We start from the raw sequence: 13,116 nt of genomic DNA, 5'->3' as shown, positions 1-13,116 counted from the left end.
GCTTGCCGCCGGTCGCGCTTAACCTGGAATTCATTCCGACTCGCCAAGCATCGACTGGCAAACAGGGGCGGCACACGCCACGCGGTTCACAGGCGGAGGTCGGCACGGATGAGCCTTGCCGAAAAACTGGCGCAGGAAAGGCGGGCGCGGCTGGCCGCCGAACGGATGCTCGAGCTGAAGCAGGCCGAGCTTCTCGCCGCCAACCGCAAGCTGGGCCGGCACGCGATGGAACTGACCAGAAAGATCGGCCAGACCCAGGCGGAGGTCGAAACCGTCCGCGACGAGGCCCAGCGCGCCCGATCCGATCTGCATGCCGCCAACCAGAAGGTCGAGATCGCCGAGCGGCGGTTGTGGCTGTCGATCAGCGCGATTCAGGACGGTTTTGCCTTTTTCGATTCGGACAACCGGCTGATCGCCGCGAACCCGGCCTATATCGACTTTTTCGACGGGCTCGAGGAAGTCCGTCCCGGCATCAGCTACATGCGCATTCTGCAGCTTCTGACCGACGAGGGACTCATCAACACCGAGGATCTGACCCCGAACGCATGGCGCGCGATGATGATCGAACGGTGGAACGCGCCCAACCCGAAACCGATCGTAATGCGCACCTGGAACGATCAATACATCAAGCTGATCGACCAGCGCGGACATGGCGGCGACGTCGTCAGCCTGGCGCTGAACATCACCTCCTCCGTGCGATACGAGGTCGAGTTGGAGGCCGCCCGCGAACGGGCCGAGGCCGCCAATCGTGCGAAATCGGCGTTTCTCGCCAACATGAGCCACGAAATCCGAACGCCGATGAACGGCGTGGTGGGCATGGCCGAACTCCTCGGCGACACCGATCTGACCGATGAACAGCGGCTCTACGTCGATACCATCCGCAACTCGGGCGAGGCGCTTCTGGTCATCATCAACGACGTGCTCGACTATTCCAAGATCGAGGCGGAAAAGCTGACCCTGCACCCCGAGCCGTTCGACCTGGAGCGCTGCATTCACGAGGTGGTGATGCTCCTGCAGCCCTCTGCGCGGGACAAGGGTATCGACATGCTGGTCGATTACGACCTGTTCCTGCCGACGCGGTTCGTGGGCGACCGCGGCCGGGTGCGGCAGGTTCTGACCAACCTTGTCGGAAATGCGGTGAAATTCACCCCGCAGGGCCATGTTCTGATCCGCGTCACTGGCGTGCCGCAACCGGAAGGCTGCGCGATCCACGTGGCGGTCGAGGATACCGGGATCGGCATTCCGGCGGACAAGCTCGACCATGTGTTCGGCGAGTTCAACCAGGTCGAGGATGACCGCAACCGCCAGTTCGAGGGCACCGGTCTGGGGTTGGCGATCTCGCGCCAGCTGGTCGAGCTGATGGGCGGGTCGGTCTGGGTGGACAGCGAAGAGGGGCGCGGGTCGTGCTTCGGTTTTCGCGTGACGCTGCCCGAGGCAGAGGCCGAGGAACGGCCCGAACCGCGCCTGCCCGAAGGGTTGCGGCATGTGCTCGTGGTGGACGACCACCCGATCAACCGCGAGATCCTGGAGCGTCAGCTGGCAATGCTGGGCGCGCGGGTGACGGCCTGCGAATCGGGGGGCGAGGCGCTGGCGGCGATGCGGCCGGACGTGGATCTGGTGATCACCGACCACGCCATGCCCGAAATGGACGGGCTGGAACTGGCCGAGGCGCTGCGGGCGACTGGCTGGACCCGGGTGCCGATTCTTCTGCTGTCGTCCAATCTGGGCGCGGCGAAGAATGATCCGGGGCTTCGGCATCTTCAGGGCATGCTGCAAAAGCCCGTGCCGCGCGCGGATCTCTTCGCGCGTCTGGCCGAGCTGGGGGCAAGCGTCACACCGGCCGATCCAAGGGGGCCGCGACTGCGTTCGGAATCGGCGAAGGCACTGGCGCAGCCGGACCCCGGTTCGGCCGCGCCGCCGCAAGAGGAGACGGCGCCATCCGCGGGCGCGGATGGCGCGGCCGGCGCAGAGGAAGGGTGTCCGCGCCCGCTGCGCATTCTGGCAGCCGAGGACAACCGCACCAACCAGCTGGTGTTCCGCAAGATGCTGGCGGGGCTCGACATCGACCTGCGTCTTGCGAACAACGGGATCGAAGCGATCGAGGCGTTTCGCGACTTTTCGCCCGACATCGTGTTCATGGACATCTCGATGCCCGGGATGGATGGCAAGGCCGCGACACGCGAAATCCGCCGGATCGAAGCCGAAACGGGCGGCCATGTGCCGATCATTGCCCTGACTGCGCATGCCCTGCCGGAGGATGCCGAGGAGATCCTGGACGCGGGGGTTGATCGCTACATGACCAAGCCGATCCGCAAGCCGGCACTGCATGACATGATCCGCCAGCTTCGTTCCGGCCCGGACGACGGCAGACGCCCCGCGGCCGAGTGACCGCACTGCGGTCGCGCCCTGCCGCGCTTGCCTTGTCCGGTGGTCGGGCCTAACCATGCGGTGAAACTCATGCCGGAGGGGAGCAGTATGGCGCCGCTGAGCGGGTTGAAGGTTGTGGAACTGGCCCGAATTCTCGCCGGACCGTGGATCGGGCAGGCGCTGGCCGATCTCGGGGCCGAGGTGATCAAGGTGGAATCCCCCCAGGGCGACGACACCCGCAAATGGGGCCCCCCCTTCATCGAGCGTGACGGAGACCGCACGGCGGCCTATTATTATGCCGCGAACCGGGGCAAGACCTGCGTGACGGCCGATTTCCGCACCGAGGAAGGGCGGCGGACAGTGCTCGACCTGGTGCGCGATGCCGATATCCTGATCGAGAATTTCAAGGTGGGCGGGCTGGCGAAATACGGGCTGGACTATGGCAGCCTGAGCCGCGTCAACCCGCGTCTGATCTATTGCTCGGTGACCGGATTCGGGCAGGACGGGCCGTATGCCTCGCGGGCGGGATACGACTTTCTGCTGCAGGGCATGTCGGGCCTGATGTCGATCACCGGCGAGCCTGACCGGCAGCCGATGAAGGTGGGCGTGGCGATCACCGACGTGGTGACGGGGCTGTATGGCGCGATCGGAATACTTGCCGCGGTCGAGCAGCGCCACCGCACCGGGCGGGGGCAGCATATCGACATGTCGCTGCTGGACTGTTCCGTGGCGATGCTGGCTAACCAGACGATGAATTTCCTGGCCTCGGGAGTGAGCCCCGTGAGGCTGGGCAACGAGCATCCTAACATCGCGCCCTATCAGGTGGTTCCGGTCCGCGATGGTCACGTCATCCTGGCGGTCGGCAACGATGCGCAGTTTCACCGATTCTGCGAGGTGATCGGGCGCGAGGACCTGCGCGACGATCCCCGATATGCCGACAACGAATCCCGCGTGGCCAACCGCCGCGATCTGACGGCGGCGATCGAGGAAACGCTGGCGGCGTGGAGCAAGGCAGAGTTGCTGGCCGCGCTCGAGGCGGCGACGGTGCCGGCCGGGCCGATCAATTCCGTCGGGGAGGCGCTGAACGACCCCCAGATCGCCCATCGCGGCATGGTGATCCGTCCCGAAGGCGTGCCAGGTGTCCGGGGGCCGTGGAAGTTCTCAGACGCGGAACTGTCGCTGGAGCGCAGCGCCCCGAAACTGCCGAAATCGTCGGGTTAGAATGGGCGTTTCGGATTGGCGTGCGCCAATCCGACCGAGGCGAGGGGGCGCGGCCCCCTCGCGCTCCCCCGGAGTATTTGCGGCAAGATGAAGAGCGGGTCGGGGCTTGGGCTCAGAGCTTGCGCGGCAGCGTGCCGGCCGGGCGGATGCTGCCGGTCTCTATCCCGCGCCGGTTCAGGATGGGCGCGTTCATCCATTTCCGGACCGCCGGGTCGTTGGCGTCGAGGATGCCGAGCGCGACCAGAAGCGACGCGATCGCGCATTCGGCGCCGCGCGTGCCGCCATCGGCGATCTTCAGCGCGATCCCCATGCGCCGTTCGGGCAGGATGCCGACGAACACGGCCTCGGCCCCGGTCTTGACCGCTGCCTGGCCTGCGGCCGCGCGCATCAGCACGGTGCAGGCGCGCCCTTTGCCCGCGACCAGTTCGGGATGGGTCATCATCGCCCGCACCAGGCGCGCCGCGACCCGGCTGGCCGTGTCGGACCGGTCATGGGCCGAGGAAAACCACGCCATCGCGCGCGCCAACCCGTGCAGGGTGGTAGCAAAGTTCGGCGCCGAGCAGCCATCGATGCCATAGCCGGGGCTGTCCTCGGCGGTCACTTCTTCGAACGCCTCGCGCACGGCCTTCTGCACCGGGTGGTCGATGTCGATGTAGTCGGGTCCGGCGCCGAGGTGTTTGGCAAGAGTCAGAAAGCCGGAATGCTTGCCCGAACAGTTGTTGTGATACTGGCAGGGGGATTGTTCGGCCCGGATCAGGCGGTTGCGTTCCTCGATATCCGCCGGTTCCTGCGGGCCGCAACGCAGATCGTCGTCGCCAAGCCCCAGGTCGTCCAGCCACGCCTGCACGCGGCGGGTGTGGATGGCCGCGCCGTTGTGCGAGGCGCAGGCGAGCGCCAGCTGTTCGTCGGTCAGGCCGAAGGCATCCGCCGCGCCCGAGGTCATCAGTGGCAGCGCCTGCACCATCTTGCAGGAACTGCGCGGGTAGATCAGCGCCTGCGGATCGCCCCAGGCATGGACGATCTGGCCGGTATCGTCGCAGATCACCGCATGTCCCAGATGCAGGCTTTCCAGAAACGGGCCGCGCCAGATTTCGGCCAAGGGGACGGGCTGGGTCATGTGGCGTCTCCGACGGTGGCGAATTCCTGCCAATCGCTCTTTCGCCTGTGGTCGCGATCGGGCTATTGTGTCTATGTCCGTATTGGAACGGGCGCGCAAGACGAAACGGATCGCCAAGATCCGCCCGCGCGCCGGAAATTGAGGTAGGAAGTCTGGGAGTCTGGACGAAATGGGAAAGAAACTTGCCCGCGTCGCGATGTGTCTGAGCCTGGCCGGGATGGTCTTCACCGCCACGGCCGGCGTGGCCGCGGCGCAGGAGAAGAGCAGCAACCGCGTCGCCGCCAAGACCGACTGGAGCGTCTTCGTCGAGGAAAACCCCAAGGAGTGCTGGGCGGTGTCCGCACCCAAGAAGACGGTGAACACCCGGAACGGCCGCGTGGTCGCCGTGCGTCGCGGCGACATTCTGCTGTTCGTGTTCTACCGCCCCGAGGCCAAGGTCAAGGGGCAGGTGACCTTTACCGGGGGCTATCCCTTTGCCAAGGGCTCGACCGTCAATCTCGATATCGGCGGAACCGAATTCGAATTGTTCACCGACGGTGAATGGGCCTGGCCGGCAACGTCCGCCGATGACGCCAAGATCATCGCCGCGATGAAACGGGGCACGAATGCGGTGCTCACGGCGCGCTCGCAGCGGGGAACCCAGACCAAGGACACGTTTTCTCTGTTGGGCTTTACCGCGGCGGTGGAGGATGCCGAAAAGCGTTGCGCCAAGTAGGCGGCGAAAAAGCCCGTGGACTCAAGGCTGTCCCGGCGGGGATAACCTTTGGTTGTGTTGGTCGGCGCGGCGGGTTTTGAAATCGCGGCAAAACCCTGTATAGGGGGCGCTTGTCGCGCGAATCTTCAACGAGTTTGCCTCATGCCCGTCCCGACCACGCCGATCACGCAGGATGTCGTCACCATTCCCCGCCGGTCGCCGGAGGGGCCGATCAACCTTGTCGGCCTGACGCGGGACCAGCTGCGCGAGGTGCTGATCGCGCATGGCACGCCCGAACGGCAGGCGAAGATGCGGGTCGGGCAGATCTGGCAGTGGATCTATCACTGGGGCGTGCGTGATTTCCACGCAATGACCAACCTTGCCAAGAGCTATCGCGCGCAACTGGCCGAGAACTTCGTGATCGAGGTGCCGGAGGTCGTCAGCCGCCAGATCAGCGCCGATGGCACGCGGAAATACCTGGTGCGGATTGCCGGCGGGCACGAGGTCGAAACCGTCTATATCCCCGAGGAGGGACGCGGCACGCTGTGCGTGTCGTCTCAGGTGGGCTGCACGCTGACCTGTTCCTTCTGCCATACCGGCACGCAGAAGCTGGTGCGCAACCTGACCGCGGCGGAAATCGTCGGGCAGGTGATGATGGCACGCGACGATCTGGGCGAATGGCCGGAGCCGGGCAAGCCCAAGGACGAAACCCGGCTGCTGTCGAACATCGTGCTGATGGGCATGGGCGAGCCGCTTTACAATTTCGACAACGTGCGCGACGCGATGAAGGTGGTGATGGACGGCGAAGGCATCGCCCTGTCGCGCCGCCGCATCACGCTTTCGACCAGCGGCGTGGTGCCGGAAATCGCCCGCTGCGCCGAGGAAATCGGCTGCCTGCTGGCGGTGTCCTTCCACGCCACCACCAACGAGGTGCGCGACAGGCTGGTGCCGATCAACCGCCGCTGGAACATCGAACAGCTGCTGGAGGCGCTGCGCGCCTATCCGCGGCTGTCGAACTCCGAGCGGATCACCTTCGAATACGTGATGCTGGACGGGGTGAACGACAGCGACGAAGACGCCCGGCGGCTGATCCGGCTGATCGCGGGCATTCCGGCCAAGATCAACCTGATCCCGTTCAACGAGTGGCCCGGCGCACCCTACCGGCGATCGCCCGATGACCGCATCCGCCGGTTCGCCGACATCATCTACAAGGCCGGTTATGCCAGCCCGATCCGCACGCCGCGCGGCGAGGACATCATGGCCGCCTGTGGCCAGCTGAAATCGGCCACCGAACGCGCCCGCAAGTCGCGCCGCGAGATCGAGGCCGAGGCGGGCCTGCGTCAGGGCTGACCGCAGACCCCGCAAATGGGGTGAAAACATTCGCCGGGCGGACTAACCTGCGCGCAGATTGCACTGTGCGAGAGAGGATAGCCCCATGGTTCGTCTGTTCTGGTCCGCCGTTGCCGCTCTTGCGGGCAATGCGATCGGCCTGTTTCTAGCCACGGTCCTGCTGGACGGGTTCAACGTTGCGCCGCTGGCCTTTGTCATTGCCGTCGTCGTCTTTACCGTGATCTACATGATCGCGTCGCCCCTGATTACCCGGATCTCGAGAAAACGCATGCCGGCGCTGATGGGCGGGACCGCGTTGGTGACGACCTTTGTCGGGCTCTGGCTGACCAACATGTTCGTCGAAGGCATGACCGTGGGCGGCATCGCCAACCTGCTGCTGGGCACCCTGATCGTGTGGCTGGGGGCGTTGATCGCCGGCATCCTGTTGCCGGTCTATGTGTTCAAAAGCCTGCGGGAAGAGCGGAAAGGCTGATCCACCGTCGCGGAATTGGAAACAGTTTCGCCGGTTGCCCCGAAGTTTCCTCATTCGCGCGCCAATCCCACCCTGATCGACAGTCAGTTTCCATCATGCAGACAATTGCAGGAGTGGACTGATGGCACATTCAGAAATCGGTGGCACCGTGGTCGAAGCCGCGGTTCTGGACCTGATCCGGCGCGAACGCGCCAAGGCGCTGAGCCCGCGGGAATGGAAATTCCGCCTGGCCGGCTACGGGCTTGGCATTCGCGACGTCGATGGCGCCCAGGTGGTGACCCGCCTGCCGCAGGGCACCGATCTGGGCATTCTGCCCCGACACATGAACTGACGACCGGCCTGCCGCCGGCCCGTTTTCATCGGCCGGGGATCTCCTCGCGCGGCGGTGCGGGCTCCCAGTTGTCTATCAGGTGGACGGCCTCGGCGGCCGTCTCCACATAGCGGAACAGGTCCAGATCCTCGGGCGAGATGGTGCCGGCATCGGCCAGGGCGTCCCAGTTGATCACGCTGTCCCAGAATTCCCGCCCGAACAGCAGAAACGGCACGCGCTGCATCCGTCCGGTCTGGATCAGGGTGAGCGATTCGAACATTTCGTCCAGCGTCCCGAACCCGCCCGGAAAGGCGCAGATCGCGCGGGCGCGCATCAGGAAATGCATCTTGCGGATCGCGAAATAGTGGAAGTTGAACGACAGGTGCGGCGTGACATAGAGGTTCGGCGCCTGTTCGTGCGGCAGAACGATCCCCAGCCCGATCGACACGCCCCCCGCGTCCGCCGCGCCACGGTTGCCGGCCTCCATCACGCCGGGTCCGCCGCCGGTGCAGATCACGTTCTCGCGATTGCCCGAGGCGATGGATTTTTCGGTCATCAGTCGGGCGAATTCGCGCGCCTCGTCGTAAAAGTCGGCCAGCCGGGCCAGCGTTTCGGTCCGCGCCTCGTGCCGGCGGGCGGGTTCGGGGATGCGCGCGCCGCCGAACATGACGATGGTGCTTTCGACCTGCGCCTCGTTCAGCAGCATCTCGAATTTCAGCAGTTCCAGTTGCAGCCGCACCGGGCGCAGTTCGTCCCGCAGCAGGAATTCGTCATCGGCAAAGGCCAGCCGATAGGTGGGCGAACGTGTCTGGGGCGTGGACGGAAGGTGGCCGGCGACCTCGCGGTCGGCTTGTGCGTCACGGAACATGCGGTGGCGGTCGTCTCTCATTTGTGTCCCCGTGCGATTGATCTGGTTTCGCGTCGGGTCCAGCCCTATAGGGTTCGCGCGGACAAGACCAGCGACAGGAGCGCGACATGGACTGGAAATCGCGGATCGAGGCAGCGGCGCAGCGCATCGCGGACCATGTTCAGGTGACACCGGTGCTTGAGGCGCGCGGCTTCGGGCTGGATGTTCCGGTGCAGATGAAGCTGGAGCAGATGCAGCACACCGGCAGCTTCAAGCCGCGCGGCGCGTTCAATACGCTCTTGTCGGGGCCGGTGCCCGCGGCGGGGCTGGTCGCGGCCTCGGGCGGCAATCATGGCGCGGCGGTGGCCTATGCGGCCCGCGCGCTGGGGCATCGGGCGCGCATTTTCGTCCCCGAGATGGCCGGGCCGTCCAAGATCGCGCTGATCCGCGACATCGGCGCCGACCTGACGGTGGTGCCCGGCGAATACGCCAACGCGCTGGAGGCCGCCCGCGCCTACGAGGCCGAAACCGGCGCGATGCAGATCCATGCCTACGACGCACCCGAAACGGTGGCGGGTCAGGGCACCGTGCTGCGGGAATGGGAGGCGCAGGGGCTGAGCGCCGACACGGTGCTGATCGCGGTGGGCGGCGGCGGGCTGATCGCCGGGGCGCTGGGCTGGTTGCAGGGCGCGCGCAAGGTGGTCGCGGTCGAGCCGGAAACCTCCTGCGCCCTGAACGCGGCGCTGGCGGCCGGGGCGCCGGTCGATGTGGAGGTCTCGGGCATCGCGGCGAATTCTCTGGGTGCGCGGCGGATCGGCGGGATCTGTTTCGACCTCGCCCGCCGGTTTGGGATAGAAACGGTCACGGTTCCGGACGCGGCCATCGCGCGGGCGCAGAAAATGCTGTGGCGCGAACGGCGGGTGCTGGTGGAGCCCGCGGGGGCGACGGCGCTGGCGGCGCTGATATCGGGGGCATATCGGCCCGAACCCGGGGAATCCGTGGCGGTTCTGGTCTGCGGGGCCAATATCGCGCCCGATCCATTCGAATCCTGACGAGGCGTCACTTTCGGCGGCAACCCGTTTCCGACGCGGGGTCAAACCCCGCGCCCCCGTTGCGCCGGGCGCGGCAGGCGCTAGAGTCCCGCGCGATCGGGAGGAGGCCGGCGCCGCCGGCGTGGTCCTGTTGCTGCAAGGGAAGCCGCGCGATGCGCGAAAGGGGAGAGACTCCATGCTTGGCAAGATGATGTACAAACCGCTGACCATCAGTTCGCTGATCGCCCATGCCGGGCATTATCACCGGACCGGCGAGGTGGTGTCGGTGGAAACCACGGGCGGGATCGAGCGCACCAACTGGGGCGGGATCGAGACCAACGCGCGCAGGCTCGCCTCGGCGCTGGAGCGGCTGGGCGTCGGCACCGGCCAGCGCTGCGCCACGATCGCCTGGAACAACCGGCGGCATCTGGAGATCTATTTCGGCGTGGCCGGGGCCGGCTTGGTCTGCCACACGATCAACCCGCGCCTGTTTCCCGAACAGTTGATCTACATCATCAACCACGCCGAGGACCGGGTTCTGTTCTTTGACAAGACCTTCCTGCCGGCCGTGGCGGGGCTGCGCAAGGAACTGGAGACGGTCGAGCACTTCGTCCTGATGGGGCCGCGCGACGACGAGGCGATCGCACAGTTCGACGGGCTGTTGTTCTATGACGAGCTGCTCGCGGCCGAGGGAGACGATTACGTCTGGCCGGAGCTTGACGAGAACATGCCGTCGAACCTGTGCTATACCTCGGGCACCACGGGGCATCCCAAGGGCGTGGAATACACCCACCGCACCACGGTTCTGCACACGCTGGGCGGCAACCAGCCCGACGGGCTGAACATTTCCGCCCGCGACACGGTGATGGCGGTGGTGCCGATGTTCCACGTCAACGCCTGGGGCGTGCCCTACATCGCCGCCGCCAACGGCGCCAAGCTGGTTCTGCCGGGACCGAATCTGGACGGCGAGAGCCTGGTGCGGCTGATCGACGACGAAAAGGTGACGCTCGCGCTGGGCGTGCCGACGATCTGGATGGGGCTGCTGCAGGCGCTGGAAAAGACCGGCAGCAAGATCGAAAGCCTCAAGCGTACCGTGGTCGGCGGCTCGGCCCTGCCCAAGGTGATGATTCCGACCTTCCGCGACAAGTATGGCGTCGATCTGGTTCATGCCTGGGGCATGACCGAAACCAGCCCGCTGGGCACGATGAACCAGCTGTTGCAGAAGCATGACGCGCTGTCGGAAGAGGAACGCCAGGCCATCCGCGAAGGCCAGGGACGCCCGCCCTACGGGGTGGAGCTGCGCATCGTCGATGACGAAGGCAATGTCTTGCCCGAAGACGGCGAAACCCAGGGCAACCTGCAGATCCGCGGCCACTGGATCATCGACACCTATTTCAAGGCCGACAAGTCGGCGCTGACGCCGGACGGGTGGTTCGACACTGGCGACGTGGCCACGATCGACCCCGACGGCTACATGATCATCCGCGACCGGTCCAAGGACATCATCAAGTCGGGTGGCGAGTGGATCTCGACCGTCGAACTGGAGGACATTGCCATGACCCATCCCGGCGTGCAGCAGGCCGCGGCGATCGCCGCGCGGCATCCGAAATGGGACGAACGCCCCGTGCTGGTGGTCATCAAACGGCCCGGCGCCGAGGTGACCGAGGACGAGCTGCTGCGCCATTTCGAAGGCAAGATCGCCAAGTGGCAGATCCCCGACCGCGCCGTGTTCGTCGAAAGCCTGCCGCTGGGCGGCACGGGCAAGGTGCTCAAGAACAAACTGCGCGAAGAGTTCGGCGACATCCTGCTGGAAGGCGCGGACTGACGCCGTGACGGGCGCGCCAGTTACCCACACCCGGCGCGCCCGGCCGGTTCGAAACTGTGTCGTATTTGAACTGTTAGCCCGCCGTTAATCGCTCTTGCCTATCCCTGAACGTGGGTGAAAGGAGAGTGGTGGAGATGGGCAGGCACACGAATGCCGCGCCGGTCGTCATCAAGCGGAAGAAGGTCGTATCGGGCGATGGCCATCATGGCGGCGCCTGGAAGGTCGCCTATGCGGATTTCGTGACGGCGATGATGGCCTTTTTCATGCTGATGTGGCTGTTGAACGCGACGACCGAGAAACAGCGCAAGGGGCTGGCGGACTTTTTTTCGCCGAAGGTGCCGATCGCGCGGGTATCCGGCGGCGGCGAAGGCGCCTTCGGAGGAGAGAGCCTTTTCGCGGATCAGACCATGATACGGGACGGCATCGGGGCGACGGATGTCCGGGCCACGGCGGAACGTGCGGCGCGCGGGGCGTCGGGGCAGGATCTGCAAGGCGGTGAGCCGCAGGAGCTGGAGGCGTGGAAGGCAGTGGAGGACGCGCTGAACGGCCGTGCCGGCGAGCTTCTGGAGGGCGACACGCTGATGCGTCATGTCGAGACCCGGATCACCGACGAGGGGCTGATCATCGAATTGTTCGATACCGAAGAGGAACCGCTGTTCGAGGACGGCACCGATCGGCCCACCGCGTTGATGAAGACGCTGATCGGGGTGGTGGCGGAGGTTTCGGAAATGGTCGTGAACGGGGTCGCGGTCGAAGGTCATACCCGGTCGCAGCCGGTGGTTCTGGCGGACAATCCGGTCTGGCCGTTGTCGGCGGCGCGCGCCATGGCGACGCGGCGGCTGCTGGAGAAGGGCGGGATGGAGCCCGACCGGATCAAGCGTGTCACCGGCCATGCAGATCGCACGCTGGCGGTGCCAAACCCGATGGCGGCGCGCAACAACCGGGTGGAAATCATCCTGCTGCGCGAGGGGCTGTAGCGGGGCGGCGCGATTTCGGATCGGCTGGATCGATCCGACCGGAGCGAGGGGCGCTGCCCGTTGCGCCGGAGGCGCACCAGGAGGAATAGTGCGAGGGGCGCTGCCCCTCGCGCTCCCCGGGGTATTTCCGACCAGAAAGAAGAGGGGCTATGGGACGATCGACCGTGGCCGGACCATTGTTTGTCGGGACCGTTACCCGTCGTTCAGGACGTGTTCGACCAGCATGCGGGCCCATTCCGAATAGGCCGCCGGGCTGGGATGGTAGCCATCCCGGGCCACGAAGCGCGGGTCGGGGTCCAGGCGCAGGGGCAGGTGAATCAGGTCGGGTCCGGCCATGCGCGCAAGGTCGATGTCGAACCGTTGAGCCTGGCGTCCAACGATCCAGCGCAGAGGTTGCGGAAGAACCGGGAACTGTCCCATCGGCGGCAGGCCCGAGGCGATGATCCGGCGCACGCCGAAGCGGGTGCGCAGCAGGTCGTGCAACGCGCGTTGCCCGGCGATCCAGCCGCGCCGCGTGGTGCCGTGGGTTACGTCATTCACGCCCAGCGCCAGGATCGCGACGTCGAAGGGGCCGGCGTCGAGGCGCTTGAGGCGGTCGATGGCGTCCCGCGTGGTTTCGCCGGTTGCGGCCTCGAGCCGCCAGGTCAGGTGGACATGGCGGGAGAGGCGGCGCACCAGCTGGCCGGAGAGGGCGGCATCCTGGTGGGGGGCGCCGACCCCAGCGGCCGAGGAGTCGCCCGCGATCAGCAGACGCAGCGGCGGGCCGTCTCCGGCCTTGCCGCGACGGGGGCCGGGCGGTTCGGGCAGGATCAGGGCGGCCCGTCGCACCGCCACCGCCTGGGCCGCGAGGAGCGGGGCGAGCGGCAGGCGGGCGATCACGTCGAGCGGGACCGGCATGGGCGGCG

At 66.3% G+C, this 13,116-nt stretch carries 12 protein-coding genes; 9 read left to right on the top strand and 3 right to left on the bottom strand.

Annotated elements, in window-relative coordinates; all coding sequences use genetic code 11:
- Positions 1-108: 108 nt before the first annotated feature.
- Positions 109-2,388 carry a response regulator gene (locus C4S70_RS13630; RefSeq protein WP_104008666.1) on the top strand — a complete coding sequence of 760 codons (2,280 nt, stop codon included), beginning with the start codon at positions 109-111 and terminating at the stop codon, positions 2,386-2,388.
- 87 nt (positions 2,389-2,475) lie between these two features.
- Entirely contained in the window at positions 2,476-3,588 is a 1,113-nt protein-coding gene (locus C4S70_RS13625; protein ID WP_104008665.1) for a CaiB/BaiF CoA transferase family protein, read from the top strand.
- 112 nt (positions 3,589-3,700) lie between these two features.
- Here C4S70_RS13625 and C4S70_RS13620 read toward each other — a convergent pair whose 3' ends face one another.
- Complete coding sequence (locus C4S70_RS13620) at positions 3,701-4,705, bottom strand: asparaginase (RefSeq protein WP_104008664.1); 1,005 nt, start codon at positions 4,703-4,705, stop codon at positions 3,701-3,703.
- A gap of 169 nt (positions 4,706-4,874) precedes the next feature.
- Here C4S70_RS13620 and C4S70_RS13615 point away from each other — a divergent pair, with 169 nt between their 5' ends.
- The 4 genes from C4S70_RS13615 to C4S70_RS13600 all read left to right on the top strand — a co-directional run bounded on the left by C4S70_RS13615 (position 4,875) and on the right by C4S70_RS13600 (position 7,552).
- Positions 4,875-5,420, top strand: coding sequence for an invasion associated locus B family protein (locus C4S70_RS13615; RefSeq protein WP_104008663.1), 546 nt, complete (start codon positions 4,875-4,877; stop codon positions 5,418-5,420).
- Between the two features lie 141 nt (positions 5,421-5,561).
- Positions 5,562-6,749: a 23S rRNA (adenine(2503)-C(2))-methyltransferase RlmN gene (rlmN, locus tag C4S70_RS13610; protein WP_104008662.1), complete on the top strand. Its 1,188-nt coding sequence runs from the start codon at positions 5,562-5,564 to the stop codon at positions 6,747-6,749.
- 85 nt (positions 6,750-6,834) lie between these two features.
- Positions 6,835-7,221: a phage holin family protein gene (locus tag C4S70_RS13605; RefSeq protein ID WP_104008661.1), complete on the top strand. Its 387-nt coding sequence runs from the start codon at positions 6,835-6,837 to the stop codon at positions 7,219-7,221.
- Between the two features lie 121 nt (positions 7,222-7,342).
- Positions 7,343-7,552 carry a hypothetical protein gene (locus tag C4S70_RS13600; protein WP_104008660.1) on the top strand — a complete coding sequence of 70 codons (210 nt, stop codon included), beginning with the start codon at positions 7,343-7,345 and terminating at the stop codon, positions 7,550-7,552.
- Positions 7,553-7,577: 25 nt separating this feature from the next.
- Here C4S70_RS13600 and C4S70_RS13595 read toward each other — a convergent pair whose 3' ends face one another.
- The gene (locus C4S70_RS13595; RefSeq protein WP_104008659.1) at positions 7,578-8,420 is read right to left on the bottom strand and encodes an LOG family protein; all 843 of its coding nucleotides are present in this window, start codon (positions 8,418-8,420) and stop codon (positions 7,578-7,580) included.
- Between the two features lie 86 nt (positions 8,421-8,506).
- Between C4S70_RS13595 and C4S70_RS13590 the strand changes: the two genes are divergently transcribed.
- The 3 genes from C4S70_RS13590 (at position 8,507) to C4S70_RS13580 (ending at position 12,211) form a co-directional block, all read left to right on the top strand.
- Positions 8,507-9,430, top strand: a complete 924-nt coding sequence (locus tag C4S70_RS13590) for a threonine/serine dehydratase (protein WP_104008658.1) — start codon at positions 8,507-8,509, stop codon at positions 9,428-9,430.
- A 175-nt stretch (positions 9,431-9,605) separates the two neighbouring features.
- Positions 9,606-11,234, top strand: coding sequence for a long-chain-fatty-acid--CoA ligase (locus C4S70_RS13585; RefSeq protein ID WP_104008657.1), 1,629 nt, complete (start codon positions 9,606-9,608; stop codon positions 11,232-11,234).
- Positions 11,235-11,368: 134 nt separating this feature from the next.
- Positions 11,369-12,211, top strand: coding sequence for a flagellar motor protein MotB (locus C4S70_RS13580; protein WP_104008656.1), 843 nt, complete (start codon positions 11,369-11,371; stop codon positions 12,209-12,211).
- A gap of 192 nt (positions 12,212-12,403) precedes the next feature.
- Here the strand turns inward: C4S70_RS13580 and C4S70_RS13575 are convergent, their stop codons facing one another.
- Positions 12,404-13,108, bottom strand: a complete 705-nt coding sequence (locus tag C4S70_RS13575; RefSeq protein WP_104008655.1) for an SGNH/GDSL hydrolase family protein — start codon at positions 13,106-13,108, stop codon at positions 12,404-12,406.
- Positions 13,109-13,116 lie beyond the last annotated feature (8 nt).

The sequence above is a fragment of the Jhaorihella thermophila genome, from assembly GCF_900108275.1.
GTDB classification, from domain to species: Bacteria; Pseudomonadota; Alphaproteobacteria; order Rhodobacterales; family Rhodobacteraceae; genus Jhaorihella; species Jhaorihella thermophila.
This window is presented reverse-complemented; position numbering and strand designations above follow the sequence as displayed.